General features: G+C 46.5%; 16 protein-coding genes and 1 pseudogene. 4 read left to right on the top strand and 13 right to left on the bottom strand.

Annotation, left to right across the window (positions count from 1 at the left end):
- Positions 1 to 237 precede the first annotated feature (237 nt).
- A complete protein-coding gene (locus AB4Z17_RS09915; protein WP_441959584.1) occupies positions 238 to 2,973 on the top strand; it encodes an alpha-mannosidase in 2,736 nt (911 codons plus the stop codon).
- A gap of 114 nt (positions 2,974 to 3,087) precedes the next feature.
- Here the strand turns inward: AB4Z17_RS09915 and AB4Z17_RS09910 are convergent, their stop codons facing one another.
- From AB4Z17_RS09910 to AB4Z17_RS09895, 4 genes are all read right to left on the bottom strand, one after another.
- Positions 3,088 to 4,737, bottom strand: coding sequence for a response regulator transcription factor (locus AB4Z17_RS09910; RefSeq protein ID WP_441959582.1), 1,650 nt, complete (start codon positions 4,735 to 4,737; stop codon positions 3,088 to 3,090).
- 241 nt (positions 4,738 to 4,978) lie between these two features.
- Positions 4,979 to 6,313, bottom strand: coding sequence for a DUF445 domain-containing protein (locus AB4Z17_RS09905; protein WP_441959580.1), 1,335 nt, complete (start codon positions 6,311 to 6,313; stop codon positions 4,979 to 4,981).
- Complete coding sequence (locus AB4Z17_RS09900; RefSeq protein ID WP_441959579.1) at positions 6,314 to 7,594, bottom strand: DUF445 domain-containing protein; 1,281 nt, start codon at positions 7,592 to 7,594, stop codon at positions 6,314 to 6,316.
- Positions 7,595 to 7,697: 103 nt separating this feature from the next.
- On the bottom strand, positions 7,698 to 8,642 hold the full coding sequence (locus tag AB4Z17_RS09895) for a DMT family transporter (protein ID WP_441959577.1): 945 nt from the start codon (positions 8,640 to 8,642) through the stop codon (positions 7,698 to 7,700).
- 116 nt (positions 8,643 to 8,758) lie between these two features.
- Between AB4Z17_RS09895 and pdxR the strand changes: the two genes are divergently transcribed.
- Positions 8,759 to 10,132 (top strand): MocR-like pyridoxine biosynthesis transcription factor PdxR, encoded by a 1,374-nt coding sequence (gene pdxR, locus AB4Z17_RS09890; protein ID WP_441959575.1) that lies wholly within the window; start codon positions 8,759 to 8,761, stop codon positions 10,130 to 10,132.
- 84 nt (positions 10,133 to 10,216) lie between these two features.
- Here pdxR and AB4Z17_RS09885 read toward each other — a convergent pair whose 3' ends face one another.
- Positions 10,217 to 12,523 (bottom strand): glycoside hydrolase family 95 protein, encoded by a 2,307-nt coding sequence (locus tag AB4Z17_RS09885; RefSeq protein ID WP_441959573.1) that lies wholly within the window; start codon positions 12,521 to 12,523, stop codon positions 10,217 to 10,219.
- Between the two features lie 98 nt (positions 12,524 to 12,621).
- Here AB4Z17_RS09885 and AB4Z17_RS09880 point away from each other — a divergent pair, with 98 nt between their 5' ends.
- On the top strand, positions 12,622 to 13,497 hold the full coding sequence (locus AB4Z17_RS09880) for a helix-turn-helix domain-containing protein (protein WP_441959571.1): 876 nt from the start codon (positions 12,622 to 12,624) through the stop codon (positions 13,495 to 13,497).
- Between the two features lie 113 nt (positions 13,498 to 13,610).
- Here AB4Z17_RS09880 and AB4Z17_RS09875 read toward each other — a convergent pair whose 3' ends face one another.
- Positions 13,611 to 15,236, bottom strand: a complete 1,626-nt coding sequence (locus AB4Z17_RS09875) for an S-layer homology domain-containing protein (RefSeq protein ID WP_441959569.1) — start codon at positions 15,234 to 15,236, stop codon at positions 13,611 to 13,613.
- 328 nt (positions 15,237 to 15,564) lie between these two features.
- Between AB4Z17_RS09875 and AB4Z17_RS09870 the strand changes: the two genes are divergently transcribed.
- Entirely contained in the window at positions 15,565 to 16,311 is a 747-nt protein-coding gene (locus AB4Z17_RS09870) for a collagen-like protein (protein WP_441959567.1), read from the top strand.
- An 89-nt stretch (positions 16,312 to 16,400) separates the two neighbouring features.
- On the opposite strand, the pseudogene AB4Z17_RS09865 reads toward AB4Z17_RS09870, so the two are convergent.
- The 7 genes and pseudogenes from AB4Z17_RS09865 to AB4Z17_RS09835 form a co-directional block, all read right to left on the bottom strand.
- A pseudogene (locus tag AB4Z17_RS09865) lies at positions 16,401 to 16,637 on the bottom strand (hypothetical protein); the annotation flags it as partial.
- Positions 16,638 to 17,221: 584 nt separating this feature from the next.
- The gene (locus AB4Z17_RS09860; protein WP_441959565.1) at positions 17,222 to 18,367 is read right to left on the bottom strand and encodes a peptidoglycan-binding domain-containing protein; all 1,146 of its coding nucleotides are present in this window, start codon (positions 18,365 to 18,367) and stop codon (positions 17,222 to 17,224) included.
- Positions 18,368 to 18,514: 147 nt separating this feature from the next.
- Entirely contained in the window at positions 18,515 to 19,258 is a 744-nt protein-coding gene (locus AB4Z17_RS09855) for an IclR family transcriptional regulator (protein WP_256710970.1), read from the bottom strand.
- A 48-nt stretch (positions 19,259 to 19,306) separates the two neighbouring features.
- Positions 19,307 to 19,945: an ABC transporter permease gene (locus AB4Z17_RS09850; protein WP_441911213.1), complete on the bottom strand. Its 639-nt coding sequence runs from the start codon at positions 19,943 to 19,945 to the stop codon at positions 19,307 to 19,309.
- A 5-nt stretch (positions 19,946 to 19,950) separates the two neighbouring features.
- Entirely contained in the window at positions 19,951 to 20,907 is a 957-nt protein-coding gene (locus AB4Z17_RS09845) for an ABC transporter ATP-binding protein (RefSeq protein ID WP_441959563.1), read from the bottom strand.
- Between the two features lie 68 nt (positions 20,908 to 20,975).
- Positions 20,976 to 21,881 carry an ABC transporter substrate-binding protein gene (locus AB4Z17_RS09840; RefSeq protein ID WP_441959561.1) on the bottom strand — a complete coding sequence of 302 codons (906 nt, stop codon included), beginning with the start codon at positions 21,879 to 21,881 and terminating at the stop codon, positions 20,976 to 20,978.
- Positions 21,882 to 21,899: 18 nt separating this feature from the next.
- Entirely contained in the window at positions 21,900 to 22,544 is a 645-nt protein-coding gene (locus AB4Z17_RS09835) for an ABC transporter permease (RefSeq protein ID WP_441959559.1), read from the bottom strand.
- Between the last annotated feature and the right edge of the window lie 30 nt (positions 22,545 to 22,574).

The following is a 22,574-nucleotide window of genomic DNA, read 5'->3' as shown; positions in this document are numbered from 1 at the left end:
TCCACTATGCTAACCCCATCACTGGAGTAGACTTGTCCTCGATAATATACTTCATTGAGCTACTTTTGCAATAAGTAATTTAAGCTTGTTACAGCATTTCGATATGCATAATTCCACATTCCTGGCAAAGCGATAATAATACCCCTTAAAGTTTGCATATCCCTCATTGTGAGCAGCTTGCATATTCTTTAGACTAATGGCGTAATACCTAACCTACCAACGAAAAGAGGAACAACGATGACTGCATCGAAACGGGTGGTACATGTCATTTCGCATACCCATTGGGATCGAGAATGGTATATGCCTTACGAAGCCCATCATGTCAAGCTGATTGAGACAATGGACACGCTGCTGGAAACGTTCGAGGCCGATCCTGATTTTCGCAGCTTTTACCTCGATGGTCAAACGATAATTTTAGATGATTATCTGCAGGTGTACCCAGAGAAACAGAGCCTAATACAAAAGCTGTGTGATGAAGGCAAGCTCTCTTTGGGTCCTTGGTATATTTTGCAGGATGAGTTTCTAACCAGCAGCGAAGCAAACGTAAGAAACTTGCAAATCGGACATCGGGATGCCAAAAAATATGGACCGATTTCGAAGCTTGGTTATTTCCCAGATTCGTTTGGCAATATGGGCCAAGCTGCTCAGCTTTTAAGACAAGCAGGCATCGATACCGCCGTGTTCGGAAGAGGCGTAAAAGCAACTGGCTTCAACAATCGGGTGGAAGATTCCTCAGGCCTTGAGTCCCCTTATTCCGAGCTCATCTGGCAGGCACCCGACGGTTCAAGCGTATTAGGCATCCTATTTGCCAATTGGTATAACAACGGCATGGAGATTCCAGTTGATCCCCTCAAAGCAAAGCCTTACTGGGAGCATCGCCTTGCGCGAGCGGAACAATATGCTTCAACCTCGCAGCTGCTGCTAATGAACGGCTGCGATCATCAGCCCATTCAGACCAATCTCTCCGAAGCGCTCCGCGTAGCGAGAGAGCTGTTCCCTGCGTACGAGTTCATCCACTCCAACTTTGACGATTATATAAAGGCGGTTCAGACGCAGCAGCCTCCGAACCTGAGCCTAACGCGCGGCGAGCTGCGCGGCCAGCAAACGGACGGCTGGTATTCGTTAGTGAATACAGCGTCTGCTCGTGTTTACATTAAACAGCTTAATCAACGAAATCAGACGCTGCTGGAGAAGGTGGCCGAGCCGATCTCTGCCATTGCCCATCAGCTCGGCAAGCCTTATCCGCATGGTCTCTTCCAATATGCCTGGAAAACACTGATGCAAAATCATCCGCATGACAGCATTTGCGGCTGCAGTGTCGATGAGGTGTACCAAGAAATGAAAACTCGTTTTGCCAAAAGCATGGAGGTTGGCAAAGCATTAACGACCGAGAGCGTTAAATTTATTAGCGCTAAGGTCAATACAAGTCATTTTGCCAATATCAGTGAGTCAGCTGCTCCCTTCATCGTCTTTAACTCAAGCGGCTATGAAGGCTCATCGGTCCACCAATTCGAGATTGAATGGTCGCACCGTTTCTTCAATCAAAGCGAAGATCCTGTTGCCATTGCTAAGCAGGTTCAAGATCGGACGCACGCCGAAGGGTACTTGGTGAACGGCAGCGGTGAACGCATCGACTTTACTGCTCATGATTTGGGCGTTCGCTTCGGCTATGAACTGCCAAATGATAAATTCCGGCAGCCCTATATGGCTCGCGCACTGCGTCTGACCTTCGAGACCGGCATATTGCCTTCGATGGGATATGAATCTTTTGCTTGGATACCATGTCAAAATGAGATTAAAACTTCCAGCGAGAATCGCCATTCATTAGTGACTAGTGAACGAACACTGGAAAATGCTCGTCTTACATTGACGATAGAGGAAGACGGAAGTTTTACGGTTTATGATAAGAAAAGCCAGCAGCTGTTTTCGGATCTTGGCCATTACGAGAATGTAGGCGATATCGGCAATGAATATATTTTCAAGCAGCCAGTCGGCGACTTGCCGATCACGACTAAGGGCAGCAAAGCCGAAATTCGAGTGGTTGAAGATTCGCCTTACCGAGCAGCCATTGAAATCACTCATCGCCTTGCTATACCTGCACGGGCAGACGATCTTCTGGCTGAAGAAATCCGCACAATGGTTGAATTCCGGCAGCGGAAGGCCGGCAGATCAACTTTCCTTGTACCGCTGGAAATTGTGACACTAGTTAGCCTGGAACGTGAGGGCAAAGGTGTTCAAGTCCATGCGCGCATAGAAAATCAATCGCAAGATCACAGGCTGCGCGTGCTGCTTCCTTCGGATATTGCTGCATCCACACATTTTGCAGATTCAATCTTCGAGGTCGCTGAGCGTCAAAACGTTCCTGCAAAGGAATGGCAAAATCCGAGCAATGCTCAGCATATGCAGACGTTCATTGACGTGCACAGCGAGCATAGAGGCCTCACGATTGCAGGCAAAGGCTTAAATGAATATGAAGTGCTTCAAGATGGCAGAAATACGATCGCTGTAACCCTTCTGCGCTCCGTCGGAGAGCTTGGCGATTGGGGTGTATTTCATACGCCTGAAGCGCAGTGCTTAGGTACAAATGAAGCCGAATGGATGATCATTCCTTACGGCAGCGCTGAAGAACGTTTTGCCGCTTATCGCGAAGCCTATCGTTTCCCAATACCCGTTACGGCAATCGCAGCTGGATTGCATGATGGCGAGCTCGCTCCTGCTTGTGATTTCCTCAAATGGAATGGTGACCAGCTCGCTTTCTCCAGCCTGAAGATCAATGAAGAACGTGGCGACAGCATGGCAAGATGGTACAATTTAGCAGAATCCACGACCAGCTTAGCTATTCATCCAAGCGCTGCTTCTGCGTCCTATGTAAGTGATATTATGGAGAACGATAGCGCTAATAAGATCAAAAACAGCGTTCAGGTCGAAGGCTTCAAAATCGTAACGATTGGTTTAGCCGCTGCTTCAAAATAACCAAATCAAAAAATAAAAAGATAAAATGCAAAGAGGCAGTCTCCCAAGGTTATGCCATTATCACCTAGGAGTCTGCCTCTTCATGCTTCATGCTGAGCGCAATTTTTCATATCATTAGTGTGGCACAGCTGGCTCTTCATCCGCAATGCCTCTTTGTCGTCTATATTCCTTCGGCGTGCAGCCGACCTGCTTTTTGAACAGCTTCGAGAAATGAACCGGGTCCTTATACCCTACCTGAAATGAGATTTGATACACTTTGTATTTGATGTCGCCTAACATTTCCTTCGCCTTCTCAATCCGTATTTCTGTCAAATATTCCAAAAAGGTTTTCCGTTTCTCCTTCTTAAAGAGCTTGCTCAGCCATACCGGCGTCACATGAACGGCCATTGCAACACTCTGAAGAGTTAAGCTTTCAGCATAATCCCTATGCAATATTTTCTCCGCCTCATAAACGATCTGGCTCGGCGTATTGGACAGCTTGCGGAAATCTGCTGCAATTGCAAGTAGGAACAGCTCTGTTTGCACACGCAGCGACTGCAGTGTATCGTATTGCTCTAATAGCTCCCACACCGCGATCGGATTGCTGCCCAAGTTTTTGCTTGGGACACCTGCCGCCGCTGCTCTGCGAAACACCTCGAACAGCCATTCAAATATTTTTTGCTGAATGTCACGCAATTGATTGAGACGCCAGGCTTGTACCATCTCCACAAATCGATCCATCGCTGCTGTAATTTCCTCATCCGTGCCATACTTCACGAGATCGAGCACCTCTTCAGGCTCGCTAAGCGACAAGTCACTCCCGTCACCCTCATAAAATAAACCCTGCTCCGTAAATAATCGATTGCCTCCGTATACAGCCTTTTGCTCCAATACGTTTATCGCTTCCGCATACATTTCATGAAGATTTTCAAATGTACAAGGTGTTGTTCGCATGCCAGCGCTTGCTTTCACCTTAACGAAATCGTTGATTCGCTGTAAGCAAAGCTGCGCCATGCCCCGACTCAGCTCCGCATGCTCTGGCCGCGAGCAGCTGAAAATGACAATCCATCGATTGCTGCTGTCCATGCAAAGCGCAAAGGGGTGAGGATAATCTTCCTCCAGCGTTTGATTGACCACATTGCCGATTCCGAACAATATTAAATCCTTTTCCTTCGTATGGCGATTCTCGATTGCTTTCAAATCATCAGCTTCCACAACAACAAGCGTCATATGCTGATTCGCTATCCACTCCAAATTCAAAGTCTGCAAGCGATGTCTTCTCCGTGCTTCACGGTAAGGATCATAGTCCTGCTCAATCATTTCTCTGAGCAGCTCCTCGCGCATTTTTGGAATCGCAAACCTCACTTGATTAATAAGCTGCTGTTCATTATGCTGGTCCATTCTCTTTCGGTGGATATGATCCATCGTTTTTCTAACGATTTGGGTCAGCTCGTCCAAATTGATCGGCTTCAGGATATAGTCCATAACGCCGATTTGAATCGCCTGCTTCACCAGCTCAAAATCATCATACCCGCTTACAACAATCGCTTCCGGTTTATAATTTTCAACGGCAGTCAACGAACGAAGAAATTCCAGCCCCGACATCCGGTTCATTTTAATATCTGTGACGATAAGATCCGGTCTCATATCTAGTGCAAGCATTAATGCCGTATCCCCATCATCAGCCAGCAGTACCTCGTCAATTCCGAATGTTTCCCATGGAAAGCGGTTACGTAAACCTTCGCGGATTTCGAATTCATCGTCCACTATTAAAGCACGCAGCATCCTCTCACCTTCCCCTTCATGCATTTTCAAAGATGTTCAATACGGAACCATTACCTAACTACATACTACCTGACTGTATTTCGGATTACACGGGGGTAATTGCAAACTTTATGGTGTAGTATTAAATAAACGGATGCACCTGCGCACCTTCATACAATCATCAAAAGACAAACTCACTCAAAAATAAAAGCAGCTGTCCCAATAGGTCTCAAAAACCTGCTGGAAACAGCTGCTTCTCGTGTTATAACAAGTTCAAAATCGGCTCGTATACTCCGTACAGCAGAATATAAAATGCCGCTCCGAGCGCTGAGCCTATATAAGCTCCGTTCAAACGAATACGCTGCAGATCGGTCTCGACCTTGCTCTCGATGAAATGCACCAGCTTTTGCTCTGTGAAGCTATCAAGCGTCTTGCGTACGATGATTCCGATTATTGCATGCTCGGTTTCAATCATCTTCTGCACGAATTTCTGCACGTATTGCTCCAGCCAGCCCTTCGTTTCCTCGTTTGCTTTGAACCACTCCCAGTATGACATAATGAACTGATTAATCAGCTCCTTAATATCGGATGGATTGACGGAATGTTTCTGCGGCAAGGCTAGCTGCTGCTTCGGTTCGCTGATCAGCAGCTGTCTAAAGTTGCCGAGCAAAGCTTCAATAGAAGGAAGCAACGAGATCTTCTCAATCACTTCATCTCTCCATTCATCTACAGCAGCCGAAACATCCTCGCGGTGCTGCAAATTGTCGGCAAGCTGCAGCACCATTTCCTCCAGTAAAACACGAAGCTCATGCTCAGGATTCCGCAAATCATTAATAAGCAGCTGCAAATCGTCAAACAGCACATTTGTAGCATCGTCGAGATTCAGCGCATTCGTTGACTCAGCGATCTCCACTGCCATTTTTTTGAGCCACTTGGAGAAGATACTGCCTTGATTTACAAACTTCTCCTTCTCCTTGCCAAGCAGCTCACGAATGACAACCTTGGTTTGTTCTTCCGCTGCGCGTGCCGCTGCAAACTCAACGATCTGGCTAACCCAGCTTTGGAAATTGCCTTTAGCCATCACCCATTTGAGCGCCTTGCCCGCGTAAGGCGACAAGTTGATCTTGCCTAAGCTTTTCCGTGCTTTCTCATCCAATAAGACGGATAGACCTTTAATATCCAGCTTGGCAAGCAGACCAGCCACCAGCGTCCAGCCTTGCTCAGCGAGCATGCCGTTTGGTCGGCGATCGATCCATGAAATGCCGATCTCTACAAGCGATATTTGCTTTACCTTTTCCTTTAACAAATCTTTGCTGAGCAGCTGCTGCTCGACCATATTCGCGACGCCTTCAATCAGCTTATCGCGATTTCTAGGAATGATCGCTGTATGCGGAATCCACTTCCACCCAAATGGGTGGCGGAACAATACCGTGACAGCAAATAAATCAGCTAATGCGCCAACGAGCCCCGCTTCGGTCGTGTAGAGCAGCATCCGTGCCCACCACTGGTCTGGGAAGACATATAAGCAGCAAGCCGCAATGACGAACAAGGCGGCAAGCAATATTAAGCTGCGGTTTGCTTTTTTTCTCATAGCCATTTATGCTCGCCCTCCAATCCAAAACGTCGCTAGATGCAGGACTACGCCGATAAGCGCTCCGATACCGATTCCGTTAATCCGAATGTACTGCAAATCGCGTCCCGCTTTCTCTTTAACCAGCTCGATAAGCTCTTCTTCAGAGAAGCTGTTCAGCTTGTCAGTTACCATTTTGCCGATAAAAGAATGCTTCTGCTCCACCCATTTCAGCAGCGTCGTCTTCACGTATTGATCCAGYCGAGTAAGCAGCTCTGTATTTCCCACTACATAAGCTATTCCTTCTTCGACTTTATTCTTGATCCAAGGATAGCGCACTTGCTCGCCTTCCGCATTGGAAGCCGCAGCGAGTCGAATGGACTCCAGTCCACGCTGGATGAACGCATCGAGCTTAAGCTCATCCTTAACAGATGCCAGAAGCGTTGTTTTCCCCGCTTCTATCCGGCTGCGCAATTGTTCATCCGTACGCAGCCTTGCAACAAATTGCGCAATGAAAGCTTTGATTTCCTTGCGCTGCGGGTGGTCTTCAGCATGAAATTTCTGTAGAAAAGATACCAGCCACTCCTGCAATCGTCCGCTAATATTTGCCGCTTCCAGCCCTGCAGAGAAATCGATCAGCTTCCTTCTAAACTTATCGCCTTCGTAGGAACGAATGGCTGAATCGACGATTTGGCCTACAACAGCGCCAAATGGTGCCGATTTCACAATTTTGATAAGCTCCGGAATGATAAACTCGATAATCCGATCATCGTAACCATTTTTAATGGTCCAATCGCCAGCATCGGCAGCAATGTCTGCTACAGGAATCGAATCGGCATGCTCGAGAAGGAAGGTTTGAACGGTTTTGGCCAGTTCCTGCAAATCAATGGTCGTAATTACATCATCCGCCAACTGCTGCAAAATGTCATTCACACCCTGTTCGCCGCCGTGCTGCTTCAAATATGTGACTAAAACGTCTGCAATATTGTATTCGTCAAGCCTCTCCCTAATATTCGGGATGGTTAACAATTCATTTTGAACCATTTGGACAAGCTCGCCAATCAAGCGCTCACGATTCCGAGAAATGATGTTGGTTCCCATCCAGACCGGCCACTTTATTTGCAAAGGATTTCCAAACAATGCGCTAACCGCAAAGGAATCCGCCAGTCCGCCGATCGTTGCAGCACTAAATAAGGAAAATAACAGGCCTCCAATAAATGTTTCATGAAAGGGAAAAGCTGCCAATATTCCGATCGCTGAGAAAAGAAGCGCTAAATCCGCTTTTTTCTTAATACTGAATTTGTTCATACACAAGCTCCATTCCTGATGATCGTTCCACATCAATTATCCCATATGTATAGGGTGTGAAACAATGGAGTTTCTATAATCTGAGAATTGATCTTTATAAGGATTAAGCGCTGCTGCTTTTAGGGCTTTTTTTCAGCTTCCGCGGCACTAATGAATCGCTCTTAGAAACTTGCCAAATGCCTAAGCAAACAAACGCTCCCCCTACGAGATGAGACCATGAGAAAGGTTCGTTTAAAATGCCGTAGGATAGAAGCACAGTGCTAAGCGGAATGCAGCTTGTGTAGACAGCGGCTGTTCCCGCACTAACTTTTGAAACACCGCGAAACCATAATATATAAGCCAAGGCGGTAACGAAAATACCGTAATAAAACAACAGGCCGATATCGCCAACAGTTACACTGCTGAAATCGTATTGTTTAGCCTCAACAAGCGCAATAGGCAAAAACATGATGAATGAAAACAAGGTTACATAGGTTGTCCCAAGCAGTGAAGAGACATTGCTTGCGGTCATTTTGCGCAGGATCGTAAGCATCGATTCCCCAACAACTGCGCCTAAAATGAGCAAAAGTCCAATATACGAAGCTTGTGACGGAGGTGCAGAGGAAGGAATCAGCCATCCAGGCACCTGAATGCTAACAACACCCAGTATGGAGCAAATGATGCCTATTTTAATCGGATTCGTTAATTTTTCTTTTAAAATCATATACGAAAGGAAAGCAACGACCGCCGGCGTTAAGCTCGTCACAATACCCGCTTCCGTTGCGAGCGCGGTCCGCAGGCCATACAGCATGAATACGCGGAATAAAAACATCCCGAGAAACGCTTGCAGCAGTAAAAATAAAAAATCCTTTCTCCCGACTCGGAGCGAGGATTTGCCGCTTAGCATCAAAAACGGAATTAACAGCAATAAAGCAATAACAAGGCTAATCGCCTGTGACAAAAAAACCGGCATCTGCATCGTCGTTATTTTGCCGGCTACTATGGAGCTTCCGATGAGAATAGCGGCTATGGTCAGCTCAAAATACGCAATAATACGAGAATGATTCACATTCAGCAACCCCTCTACTTTTGTTTCATGTATACTGTAGCAAAGGGGCGTTAGCTGGTTGTAGTGCCATTAAACAGGCATTTTCATAGTACCACTTCCAAAGGAGTCTGGATATTTTGTGGCTGTCCATCGATAGACAAGCGAATTTGCCTATGTTTCGCCAGGTTTTCAACTCACTCCAAGGTGCTATTCTCTCGGGTGAGCTGCCTGCTGGCTACAAGCTTCCATCTACTAGAGAGCTTGCCTCGCAGCTTCATGTCTCACGCAACGTGATTTTGGAAGCCTATGAGCTTTTATTGGCTGAAGGATACATAACAGGCCGCTCTGGTGCAGGAACTTATGTCGCTCAAGGAGCCTGCTTGCTTGGCTTCACGAAGGCGTCACCGTTACCATTACCCGCTTCATTAGCACAATCGACGAACACATCAGAGCTCGATTTCATCTCGTTTCGTACGGGCCTGCCAGCACTGAATCTTTTTCCGATGAAAAAATGGGGCTCTATTTTGCAAAGTGTATGCATGGATTCCTCTATTGCTGAATTAGGTTATGGAGATCCGTCCGGCGATTTGGAATTGCGTCGTCTGCTATCCAAGCAGCTGTGGATTTCAAGAGGAGTCGTCAGCAATCCCGAACAAATTATAATTACAAACGGTGCGGTACAGGCGCTTCAGCTGATTGTTAAGCTGCTGCTGAGAGATGGGGAAGATGTTTTAGTCGAGGATCCGTCCAATGTAGATTTAAAGACGATATTAACTTCTACAGGAGCCGCGCTACATGGCATTCCCGTTGACGATTCCGGCCTATTAACCCACAAGCTTCCCGTAGACCTTCTTCCAAAATGCATTTATGTCACACCCTCTCATCAATTCCCGCTTGGCGGCATTTTACCAATACAAAGGCGGATTGAATTAGTTGAATACGCCCGCCAAAACGGCAGCTATATCCTCGAAGATGATTATGACAGCGAATTCCGGTATGACGGCGCTCCTATCCATTCACTCCAAAGTTTATGTCCTAAGCAGGTAGTCTATATTGGAACCTTCAGCAAAGTCATGTTCCCTTCGCTGCGAATCGGCTATATGATTGTCCCTGAACCGCTAGTCGAGCCCTGCCGTCAGCTTAAGCGGCTGTCTGACTATCAAACGCCTATGATTGAGCAGCTCGCTTTGATTCGTTTCATGAACAGCGGATCGCTTAATGCTCATATTTTAAAAATGAAAAAATTGTACAAAAAGAGACGCCAGCTCCTGCTTGATGCTTTACATGAGCAAATTCCCCTGCCTTACCAAATATGTGGACGAGCGGCTGGTTTGCATCTGGTCGCTCAGTTTGAAGCGCAGCTGCCGGAAGATTTAATGAACCGGTTGGAAGCAGCATCTGTATTTGCGGCTTTGCTGCCGAATAACCGGATGCTGCTTGGATACGGGCATTTGGACGATCAGCAAATTTATGAGGGCGTCCGTCGGATTGGCAAAGCCCTCAAGAATTGAATGTCTCCAGCCGAGAAAAGCCGGCAAAGCTAAGAAACCAGCTGCACCCGATTATCAGGTACAGCTGGCTTCTTAGGCAAACCCTTACTTCGGAGAAAGCACGTACCCGCTTCCGGCACTCACCGTCCATGATACAAGCCCATCCTTGCTGAATACGTCTTTCACCTCATGGCCATCTTCCCTAACGATGAGCGGAATGCTGCTTTGAACGACACAGCTATTAGCTGCTGCAGCACGTATGCGAGCCTCAACAAGCAAGCCATTTGACCAGCGGATGTCCACCTCGAAGCCGCCTCTTGCACGGAGACCTGTCACTTCTCCATCCGGCCATGCTTCCGGCAAAGCAGGCAATACATGCAGGCTGCCCGCATGGCATTGAAGCAGCATTTCCGTTATGCCTGCAGCGCCTCCGAAGTTGCCATCGATTTGGAACGGAGGATGATTATCAAACAGATTTGCCAGCGTGGAATGACCTAGCAGATCTTGCACATTCGCATACGCCTTCTCCCCATCCTCAAGCCTTGCCCAAAAATTAATAATCCACGCTCTACTCCAACCCGTGTGACCGCCGCCGCTTGCAAGCCTTTGATCTAGCGTTACTCTGGCAGCATTTGCCCATTCAGGTGTCCCTCTAACCGTAAAGCGCTTACCCGGATGCAGGGCGAATAAATGTGAGATATGACGATGTCCCGGCTCCGCTTCCTCGTAATCCTCCATCCATTCTTGAATTTGCCCATGCTTGCCGATTGCAGGCTCCGGCAAACGGGCTCTCATATTGTGCCAAAGTTCCTGCTCCGATGAGTCGATGCCGAGCTTTTTCGCCGCTTCTGCACAAGCCGTAAACAATTCATATAAAATTTGACTATCCATCGATGCACCGATGCATAACGTACCCGATTGTCCATTTGGCAATAAATAGGTGTTCTCAGGAGATACGGAAGGATTCAATACGAGCAGGCCATCCTCTGTTTCCGTCAAGAAATCCACAAAAAATTGTGCCGACTCCTTCAAGGTTGGATATATCTGCTCAAGAAAAGCATCATTAAGGCCATACTCATAATGCTCCCACATATGCAGGCAAAGCCAAGCCGCACCAAGCGTCCAATACGAGGCTGGCAAATAAATGTCCTGTGGAGCGGTATCGCCCCAAATATCGGTATTATGATGAGCGACAAAACCTCCACAATCGTACATTGCTCTTGCGGTTATTCTGCCAGGTTCACGCATCCGCTCGATGAGATCAAATAATGGCTCATGGCATTCTGCCAGATTGCCCGCTTCTGCCGGCCAATAATTCATTTGTGTATTAATATTAATCGTATATTTGCTGTCCCATGGCGGCAGCATCTTCTCATTCCAGATGCCTTGCAAATTGGCAGGAAGCGAGCCCGGACGACTGCTTGAAATAAGCAAATAGCGGCCAAACTGATAATATAAAGCCATTAATCCAACATCGGGACTGCCTTCTTGAACTTGCTTTAAGCGCTCATTTGTAGGTACATCGGCAGCATTCGAATGAGCAGCATCCGTTAAGCGAAGCTGTACCCGCTTTGACAATGAAGTGAAATCTTGAATATGGCGCGATTTCAACTCATCATAGCTTATTAAGCCAGCACGGACTCCTGCATGGACAGTGTATGTCTCCGGGTCAGCATGACGGAAAGAAGTTGCTGCGGTTAATAGAAGCGTTACGCTATTGGCGCCTTCCACGATGAGATGCTCGCCAATAATTGATACTGAACCGCCATCCGCAACCGCGCGCAATGAAGTTCGGAAATCAGATCCGCCTGAACCGCCGCACATGCCGCGCATCACAATCGTATTCTCGTCTGCTTTCACCAGCTCGTCATAGTAGCGATTGCTGCCGCGCAGTAAACGAGCTGTAAAGCTGATGCTTCCCGGTTTATCTGCTGAGAATCTTGTAACTAGCGCTTCATCTGGGAAACTAGCAAATGTCTCACGAGCAAAATACACGTCTCCTTTAGTAAAGGTTACACTTGCAATACCGTTGGTGATATCGAGAGCTCGGACATATTCTCGTACTTCTTCTTTCGAATCATATCTTAAGTTTAGCTCTAAATCTCCAAGCGGCATATAGTGCCTCTGCGTCTCGGGAACGCCAGATAAAGCCATCGCAGATAAATCATGCGCTTCATGCAGTCTTCCCTCACTCAGCAGCTCACGAATTTTCGGCAAATGCGGCAGTGCATCTGGATTGTTGCGATCACGCGGTCCGCCATACCATACGCTGTCTTCGTTCAGAGCAATCCGCTCACGGCTTATGCCACCAAATACCATGCCTCCGAGCTTCCCATTGCCAACAGGCAGCGCTTCCTCCCAATTGGAGGCAGGCTCCTTATACCATAAGCGCGTTTCTTCAACCAGCGTCATCTTCCAATCCCCTTTTCATTCATTCATCTTTTATTTAAGAGAACAATCCATTACTATATTAATAATCCTTCAAAAAACATTGGATGGCGGTGCCGCAGGTGGATAGAACAAGTGAACAACATGCGTTATCTGAGCTGCTGCAGTCGCTGCAGCTAAAATTGCTTATGGCGCATAAAACGCAAGTCTCTCTAAATTGGGGAGAAACCGACTCTGTTCCCGAGTACAATAAGCTTTATTTTATTTGCGAGGGGGAAGGCTGGATTCGCATCGGCAACGACGACTATTATCCTAAACCCGGCCAGCTGTTTCTCACTCCTGCGCATACAAAGATATCGTTCTCCTCTTTAAATCATCGCCCATACTTAAAGTATTGGTGCCATTTCAATATCATGGCAGGTCCACTTGATCTTTTTCAGTGGATTGGAGTTCCTCTCTGCATCAATATTAAAAATACGAGCAGCATGACGCGCTTGTTCCATGATCTCATTGAATGGCATAAACAAGATTCAATCGTTGCTAGGCTCCGCGAAAAAGCTGTATTGCTAGAAATCATAAGCTGTTTTCTCGAATCCGTTCCGATTCGCGTACTGCAGCACCGAACCGAGGAGATGAACCGTTTGAACGTCATACAGCAATATGTAGACAGTCGTCTTCATACGAGCATCAGCGTCGATCAAATGGCCGAATCTGTTCACCTTCATCCCAACTATTTCAGCTCCTATTTCAAAAAACATTTCGGGATGCCTCCGCTTAAATACGTCAGCCGCAAACGAATAGATCGCGCCAAACAGCTCTTAACGACAACTTCTCGCAGTATTAAGGAGGTTGCCGATCAATCTGGTTTTAAAGAAACGAATCATTTCACGAAATTTTTCCGTAAAGAAACAAATCTAACCCCAACCGATTATCGAACAGCCTATGCGGAGAAGCGATCGCTTCAAGGCGATAATTCAATTATAAAAGCGCATTCATAATGTGACGATGTAAGAAACTAAGGTATAAGGGTATAATTCTAAGGGTCTGGCTACTAATGGCAATAAAAAATAGGACAAGCAGCTGTATCAGCCTGCTTTGTCCTATTTTTTTTTTAATGATGATAAGAAGAGATCATTGTCCAATCGGCATCCGTTAATTGATTGATTTGCCATACCGCAACACCGCGCAAGCCAAACGCTTTCGCTAAACGTATTTTGGCTTCGATGCTTTGCGTATTCTCATACCAGAGCAAATGCGAGCCTCTATCGTCCTTAAACGTAATTTGATTCAAAAAGTACGGCAGCTGCATGACGGATTTGGTATCCGCAGCTGTTAAGCGACTTTCTACAGCTGCGATGGATGGCGACCGGAAAAACTCTACAGTACCGTCTGCCTTTGTTGTCCATTGGTTAGCCTGCTTAGAAATGCCTAGCTTCAGCTTATCTGCTGGAATATACGAGAGTATATTGCGTACGGAATCGCCAACAAGCGTAAGCGGCGCAGACGGCAATCCACTTTCCTCATGCGTAAATTCATAGGCCATCAATATAACTTCATCAGCCAGTTCGCCAATTTGTTTGTAATCGTAACCTGCATAATAATAAGAAGGCGGTACAACTACCGTAAGTGATATTTCACTGCTTAGTTCTGCCTTAATTGCACGAAGCAGCTCAACGAAAGGCTGCTTATACTCAGCAGGTACCATGCCTTCAAAATCAATCGCCACTCGCTCAAAACCGTACAAAGGATTAGCGGCTGCCTCGGCTACAGAACTAACAAATGCTTTGCGAGCTTCAGCATCGATTATAAAATCACCAAGCTTCTGAAGCGTTGTATTTCCAAAGATCATTAGCGTCTTCGTTGAACCACTCGTTTCTGCCGCTGTTAGAGTCTGCTTCCAATCGCTTGGCGGCGACAAAAGAACGGATGCTTTGCCCGCTCCCTGGTAGTCAAGCTTAGCCCAGTCAAAGATAACCTCATCTGCGGCGGCGAATCTATCCAGTTTCTTGTAAGGTCCACCTGCTGCAAAAAAAGCTGATACCTCAAGCTGGCGGCTTTCGCTTTGGGAGCTGATCATCCGATCAACAATGGCGGCTGCTTCACGTCGTGATAACGACTTTTTTGGAAGAAACAAGCCTTTATTGTCCCCTTGCATAATGGAATCCGCGTATGTACGCAGCACGTATGGTGCAAGGTTTTTATCCACTTGATTCATATCGGCAAAGGCCGCTTTCTCGCTAGCTTCTTGCCAGCCTGTATCTAACCATTGCTGCTTCTCTTCTGCCGTTTTTCCTTGGAGCAGTGCAAAAGCCGTTAAGGCTGCTACTTCCTCACGCTTAATATTTTGGCTCGGATTAAATTTCCCATTTACGATGAGCAAATCCAACCAACCAGCGTCATATGCGGGTTTAATAAAGGCATAAGACCAACGATCCTTGGCTACATCAGAGAGTCCAGCAGATTTCTCTTTATCTATCACCGGTTTAACGGATTGTACTAGCAGCTTTACGAATGCTTCTCTCGTAAGTTCGGCGCTTGGACGAAAGGTTCCATCCTCATATCCAGAAACGACTCCAAGTGCGACTAAACGATAAATAGATTCGGCTGCCCAATCCTTAACAGGTACATCACGATAGGGCTTTAATTGCGCATCATACGCAAATGCCTGCATGGCGTTTCCCAGCATAAACATCAGCAGGATTCCAATAATAACGGTTGTTTTCCCTTTGAACCTCACTACATCCTCTCCTTTATGAGCATAGCTCTCACTCTATCGATTATTCGATAGAATCATATCCTATATTCCATAAAAAGTCTAATAGACCCAACTTTTGGTCATCAAAATGACCCTATCATTAACCCATTTTTCTTAATATAGTTTTTAGTCTAGTTAAAAATGGTTATTCATCCAACCTTAAAAAATGGTATAAACGTACACTAAATGATCTAGGGAGGTGTCTTTAGTGAGCTGTTTGCGTAGAAAAAAGCGCTGCAAAAACATACGTGTAATAGTATGCAGATCCAGAAAAAGAAAAAAACGCTGTAATAGAGTTGTTAAAAAGATTGTGAAGGTAACATGTCCTCCTCCTCAAGTAAATGTAACTGCTCCGGCAGGACCAACCGGACCTCAAGGACCCCAGGGTATTCCTGGTTCAGTAGGAACAACTGGTGCGACTGGCACTAATGGGGCACCTGGAGCTGCTGGCGCAACTGGCGCGACTGGCACTAATGGAGCACCTGGAGCTGCTGGCGCAACTGGCGCGACTGGCACTAATGGGGCACCTGGTATTACAGGCGCAACGGGTGCAACGGGTACTAATGGGACACCTGGTGCGACTGGTACTAACGGGGCAACTGGAGCTACAGGCGCAACTGGCGTAGCCGGAGGGGTATTAAGCTTCGCTGATTTTTTTGCATTGATGCCGCCTGATAATGCAGCAACAGTTGCTGTCGGTGCAGATGTAAGTTTCCCGCAAGATGGACCTACTAGCGGAACTAACATTACTCGTACTGGTGCTACTACGTTTAACTTAGCTGTAATTGGAACGTATCAGATTTTGTTTCAAGTAAGTGTGACCGAACCGGGGCAGCTGATTTTAACCGTTAATGGCGCTGATCTAGCTTATACAGTGGTTGGCCGAGCAACAGGTACTTCTCAAATTGTAGGGATGGCTCTTATACAAACGACTGTCATTAATTCAATACTCACCGTGCGAAACCCTGCGGGCAATTCCACGGCACTTACGATCACACCTCTCGCTGGAGGAACAAGACCTGTTTCAGCTCATCTTGTTATTACGCAAATCGCATAATCGCAAGCAGAATGACTGTTATTGAAACATCCAAAAGCATAAGAATGATGCAGTCTCAAAAGTAATAAGTACGCTAGACAGAGAGCACACTATGAACAAAAATGTTGGGAAACATGAAAAAATAGCGGTGGAGGACTATTCCTGTCCGCTATTTTTCTGTTTTGGTCTATAGCTGCTTGGTTAAGCAGATTGTAGGCAAGCGAAAGACACCCGACCTCTAGACTTACCTTAGGCAAGCCGCGAATCAGAAAACGCCAAAATCCCTGGTTATTCTTGATCTGACCGTATACACTTCCGGATTCAATTATTCGTCTTACCGACAACGAACGCATCTTTGTCCTTGTTATTACTACTTTAGGTAAGCGAGTTTACACTTTTTCTTTATTTTGATGCTATTTTGAGATGTGTCCAACACCAATCTCCGCGATCTATGTCCAGCTATCCTGTACGATTGCAGGAACTTCGGCCTTTTTAGCTGTGTTGGAGAGTTATGTTGTATTTTCGCAATAACTTGCTATATGGTCTGTCATTTTAGCACTTTAAGAGCGCTTATATTGTAGGAAATACAATATAGCTACACGTAAATGTGAGAAAGATGCCGCTATCCTGCGAATATGCATGATAGAAAATAATGAAGAACAATGTAGAAGTACATATTTGCCTAATTAGAAAAGGGGTTATCCCAAAAGGGTAAATCGGTGTGAAAGAATCCCATAGTATGTGCAAAAGAACCTTCAAAACCACTATGAAAGTGAATCTGAAGGTTCTTTTTTTGCCAGCATATTACGTGAAGTGTGGGGGCTGTATGATTAGGAAATTCTTTAGGTACAGCCCCTTTTAAGTTTATATCGTTCCATTAGTTAAAAAACTTTTATTCTCTGCTTCCCATATCATCAATGATACGAGTTGCTTAATGGCTTCCATTCGGCCCTTGGTTTTCCGTTTGAGCGCCGCCCTTGCCTTGATTTTCTGATGGAGCTTTGTTGCTTTGGTTATTAGAGTTGCCTCCACCGATACCTTGGTTATTGCCTTGACCTCCGCCAATACCGCCACCTTTGCCACGGTTTTCTCCTTGGCCTCCGCCAATGCCGCCGCTTTTACCGCGGTTTTCTCCTTGGCCTCCGCCAATGCCGCCGCTTTTACCGCGGTTTTCTCCTTGGCCTCCGCCAAACCCGCCGCCTTTGCCACGATTTTCTCCTTGGCCTCCGCCAATGCCGCCGCTTTTGCCACGGTTTTCTCCTTGGCCTCCGCCAAATCCGCCGCCTTTGCCTTGGTTCTCACCATAACCTCTGCCAGCTCCGCCGCCTGCACCGCCACCAGTTCCGCCGCCTGCTCCGCCACCAGCTCCGCCGCCTGCGCCACCTCCAGCTCCGCCGCCTGCACCGCCACCAGCTCCGCCGCCTGCACCGCCACCAGTTCCGCTGCCTGCGCCACCACCTGCTCCGCCGCCTGCACCGCCACCTGCTCCTCCGCCTGCACCGCCACCAGCTCCGCCGCCTGCACCGCCACCTGCTCCGCCGCCTGCACCGCCACCTGCTCCGCCGCCTGCACCGCCACCAGCTCCGCCGCCTGCACCGCCACCTGCTCCGCCGCCTGCTCCTCCGCCTGCACCGCCGCCCGCACCGCCACCAGCTCCATTGCCAGCGCCTTTACCGTTGCCGAGTCCTTTTGCTTTACCTTTCCATTTTGCTTGCGTTTTTGCCTTCGTTGCTGCTTTCTTCTCCGAATAGGAATAAGAAATAGATTGTAGTGTTTTAGCATCTACGGCGCCTGTTGTAGGCAAGCCATGTGTTTTTTGATAATATTTTACGCCGCGCACTGTAGAAGGCCCATAACGACCGTCAATTTTACCAGAATAGCTGCCCAGAGATTTCAGCATGCCTTGAATAACATAGACATCTGGACCCTTAGCATTTTTGCCAATCGCTTGACCAGTATGAGGCATACTGAACATCAATGTGATCGCGAGTAATGCAGCACCTATGTACCTTGCAGCAAACCTCCCAATCTTATTGCGTTGTTCATCCAATCCAATTGCCTTTTTATGTTGTTGCATGCAAAATACACCATCCTTTTTGATTCTTGAATTTAACTCCCCCCTTACTATCCCCAAATATTTAATTTCATTCCACACTGAATCAATAAAAAAAAGCGGATCGCTTATTTGCGCTCCGCTACTCTTCTACATCTTATTTGAAAATACTTATGCCAAACCACCGAGCTTGCACGAAATTTGTGATGCAGCCGCTTTTACATATTGGATCACATTGGGAATTTCATTCTCGTTAAGCCGATGGATAGGTCCTGCTGCAGATAAGCTGGCTACGATTCGCTGCTGAGGATCAAAAATAGGGGCAGCAATTGCGAAAGCATCCGTATCCACCTCACCCAAAGTAAAGCAATAACCCGCTTCCCTAATACGATGCATTTCTTGCAAAAGCAATGGTTTGCCGGCATCTTCGCCAAAAAGCTTGCACATTTCTTCAATAACTTTGTCATTTTCATTAGCGAGCAGCGTTTTCCCTGAAGCGCCTGAATTAAGCGGCAATATTCTGCCATTTTCAATAGAAAGCCTAATCAAACGTTTACTCGTTACATTTTCGATACAAATGGCTTTGGAACCGGAGCGGACAAAAAGCACCGTCGTTTCATTCGTAAGTGCAGTGAGATCCTCCATTATCGGCCTCGCAATCGTAAGAAGCTCCTTCTCGATTTGCTGCGATAAGCTTCTTGCTAAATCAAAAATACGAAGACCTAAACCGATTTGCCCTCTGCCCTTGCGCTCTACGAAACCATTTTTTATAAGTGTTTGAATAAAACGATATGCGGTACTGTCGGGGATGCCTACCTTCTCCGCAATTTCACTAACCGTGAGCGTTGCACCCGATTCAGCGAGCACGAATAAAATATCGATAGCACGTCCTAATGTTTGAGTTCCATTCATCATTGCACCTCAAAATATTTACAATAGTAGTCAATTATAAGGATCAGTATATCATACCCTTTGTTCTCCGCGTGCTCTGCGCATCGTTGATTTTTCAACTTGCAGCAAAATCGTATTTGTAGATAAAGCTAATAACGATACGAGCAGCGTGCCCCATACCATTTTTGGCACTGAGTTTTGATATAAGCCTTCGAATAAAATACCGCCTAACCCGCCGGCATTAATCCACGCCGCTATGGTTGCGATACCTATTACCGATACCGATGCTATGCGAATGCCGCCAATAATGACAGGCAGTGCCAACGGCAGCTCGATATGGACGAACAGCCTCCACTTGCCATAGCCCATTCCTTTGGCTGCTTCAATAATCGAAGGTTCAATCGATTGAAAGCCTGAAATGACATTTCGCACCAATATCAGCTGACTATATACCACTAATGCGATAATCGCCGGCTTGCTGCCGAGGCCAACTAGCGGAATAAGCAAAGCGAACATCCCGAGGCTTGGAATCGCATAGATAATGCCGAGTACGGACAAAATAGGAACGGAAATCCGCCGATGCCTCGACAGCCAATAACCTAATGGCAGCGCAATAACAAGTGCGATAAATAACGAAACAAAGGTGAGATAAATATGCTCCAGCAACGAGGTTAACAAATCATCATAATGGCGGGTTAAATAGTCAAGCATTCCTCTCACCTGCCGTTCTGCAGCTTCAATTGCTCAAGCGTTATTTTGCCAATGATTTCATGTTCGGTATTTTCCACAGCAACATACGGTGCATTTTGCTGCAGCAGAATTTGAAGCGCCGACTTTAAACTATCACCAGCGGGCATACGGGGAATATCAGATCCAGCCGGTTCTTCCAGCGCAATCATTTTCTCATCTGCCCGAATCAGGTGAAGCTGTTGGAACAAATCATCAGCTTGAATCAGTTGCGATACGAAAGCATTACTCGGCTTGGACATGATGGCAAGAGGCGTATCATACTGCTGGATCGTCCCTTCGTTCATCACGATCATATGATCGCCGAGCTTCATCGCCTCTTCCACGTCATGCGTCACAAACAATACGGTTTTGCCAAGCTCATGTTGTATTTGCTTAAAATCATCCTGCAGCTTTGTACGCGTAATAGCGTCAATCGCTCCAAACGGTTCATCCATCAGCAATATAGCTGGATCACCTGCCATCGCTCTAGCAATCCCTACACGCTGCTGCTGTCCACCTGACAGCTGCCGCGGATAAAGCTTCTTATAGCTTGCAGGCAAATGAACAAGATCCATTAAATAATCGATTCTCTCCGCTGTTTTTTGGCGTTCCCAGCCCAGTATATTGGGGACCGTTGCAATATTTTGTTCAATCGACAAATGCGGAAACAACCCTACCTGCTGGATTACATAACCGATGCTTCGGCGAAGCTCCGTCACGGGCAAGCTGCGAATGTCTTTGCCAAATATCGAAATCGTGCCTGCGGTCGGTTCAATAATTCGGTTTACCATTTTTAGCAAGGTCGTTTTGCCGCAGCCTGAAGCACCCAGAATCGTAACAAAGGAGCCTTGCGGAATAATAATGCTCGTTTCATTAACGGAGGGATTCGCAGACTTTGGAAATGTTTTGGACACCTGCTCAAAAATAATGGCCTCTTTGCTCATTTTATATCAACTCCTGTAGGAAGGGGGCTTCCCCAAAATGGAGAAACCCCGCTGCATTTAATTATGAATTATTTTTTCAATAAGCCTTGCTCTTCCAAAAATGCCTTCGCTACATCCGCGTATTCTTTCTTGTCGATATCCACTTGCGCGTTCAGCTTCTGAACAGTTGTGTTATCCAGCTTTGCAGAAATTTTGTTCAACACTTTAGCAATTTCAGGGTCCTTCTCGTTCAGCTCGCCACGAAGCACTGGAGCTACGAAGTAAGGAGGCCAAAACTTCTTATCATCCTCAAGCAATACAAGATCCGGGTTCGTCAAATCGCCATCTGTCGTGAAGCCAACTGTTACATCCGCTTCGCCATCTAGTGTTACGCGATATTTGATGCCATAATCAAACAGCTTGATGCTTTTGAAGTTCATTTTACCGTAGAAAGTATTTAGTCCCTTTAATCCGTCTTCGCGCTCTTCAAACTCAGGAACAGCAGCGAGGTTAAGCTCAGGAGCTAATTTCACCAAATCTGATATTTTGTAAAGATTATATTTTTCAGCAATTTTCTTTGTTGTAACGAGACCTTGTGAATCGTTTGCGTTTGTTGGCTCCAGCCAAACCAGGTTGAATTTCTCTTTGTAGCCTTTTGCTACAGTATCATATACGGTTTTGGCATCGGAGTTTGGCGGCAATTCCAATACGTTGATTAAGCCTGTTCCTGTATACTCCGGATAAAAGTCGATGTCGCCTTTTTTGAGCGCTTCATGGGCAACGAGTGTGCCGCCAAGATTGAGCTTGCGATCTACCTTGTAACCTGCGTCCTCAAGTGCCAGTGCGTACATTTCACCCAAAATCAATGATTCCGTAAAGTTTTTCGAGCCGACTTTAATCTTTTCTTTGCCTGAACCTCCCTTAGAAGAACAAGCGCTAATAACGAGTACCACACTTATAATCAACAATGCCAAGCTTACCCAATTCTTTTTCATCTGAATTTTCCCCTTTCATTATACACGCTGATATTTGGTTACTGCTCTTTCAATTCCAGCAAATCCGATCTCCGATAAAATAGCTAGCAGCGCTACCGGCAGCGCCCCGACAAGCAGCAATGAGAATTTGTACATGCCAAGACCGTTGATAATAAACGTTCCCAACCCGCCTCCTCCGATGAATGCGGCCAATGTTGCACTGGCGATAACTTCTACGGCGGCTGTTTTTAATCCTGACAGCAGCAGCGGAGCAGCTAACGGCAGCTCGATTTTCCGCATAATCATTTTCTCTCCCATACCAAGGCCTGAAGCAGCTTCAATAATCGCCGGCTCAATACCTCTAAAGCCCATGTATGTATTAATGAGAATAGGCGGACAAGCAAGCAGCGTTAATGCAACTAATGCCGGTGCAAAGCCAGTTCCCATGATCGGTAAAATAATGACTAAAACCGCAAGGCTTGGGATGACTCGCAAGGAGTTGAACAGTCCCATAATCGGACCGGTCAGCCACTCTTTCTTGGCACATAATATACCGAGCGGCACACATACGACGAAAGCAATAAGGAGCGCGTAGAGACTTATGCTTAAATGCACCTTGACCGCTTCCAAAAATCTGTCGCTGTTAGCAATCACATAGTCATAAGCTTCGAGGAATACATTCACTCGTTTGTCATCCTCCTTCCCCTTTGTATT

The organism is Paenibacillus sp. TAF43_2, assembly GCF_052113545.1.
Lineage (GTDB): Bacteria > Bacillota > Bacilli > Paenibacillales > Paenibacillaceae > Pristimantibacillus.
The sequence above is the reverse complement of the archived record's forward strand: the minus strand, read 5'-3'. Positions and strand labels throughout refer to the sequence as shown.

Excerpts from the sequence above, each read along its gene's own strand:
- AB4Z17_RS09915 (WP_441959584.1), top strand. The coding sequence starts at position 238 with ATGACTGCATCGAAACGGGTGGTACATGTCATTTCGCATACCCATTGG.
- AB4Z17_RS09910 (WP_441959582.1), bottom strand. The coding sequence starts at position 4,737 with ATGCTGCGTGCTTTAATAGTGGACGATGAATTCGAAATCCGCGAAGGT.
- AB4Z17_RS09905 (WP_441959580.1), bottom strand. The coding sequence starts at position 6,313 with ATGGCTATGAGAAAAAAAGCAAACCGCAGCTTAATATTGCTTGCCGCC.
- AB4Z17_RS09885 (WP_441959573.1), bottom strand. The coding sequence starts at position 12,523 with ATGACGCTGGTTGAAGAAACGCGCTTATGGTATAAGGAGCCTGCCTCC.
- AB4Z17_RS09860 (WP_441959565.1), bottom strand. The coding sequence starts at position 18,367 with ATGCAACAACATAAAAAGGCAATTGGATTGGATGAACAACGCAATAAG.
- AB4Z17_RS09855 (WP_256710970.1), bottom strand. The coding sequence starts at position 19,258 with ATGATGAATGGAACTCAAACATTAGGACGTGCTATCGATATTTTATTC.
- AB4Z17_RS09850 (WP_441911213.1), bottom strand. The coding sequence starts at position 19,945 with ATGCTTGACTATTTAACCCGCCATTATGATGATTTGTTAACCTCGTTG.
- AB4Z17_RS09845 (WP_441959563.1), bottom strand. The coding sequence starts at position 20,907 with ATGAGCAAAGAGGCCATTATTTTTGAGCAGGTGTCCAAAACATTTCCA.
- AB4Z17_RS09840 (WP_441959561.1), bottom strand. The coding sequence starts at position 21,881 with ATGAAAAAGAATTGGGTAAGCTTGGCATTGTTGATTATAAGTGTGGTA.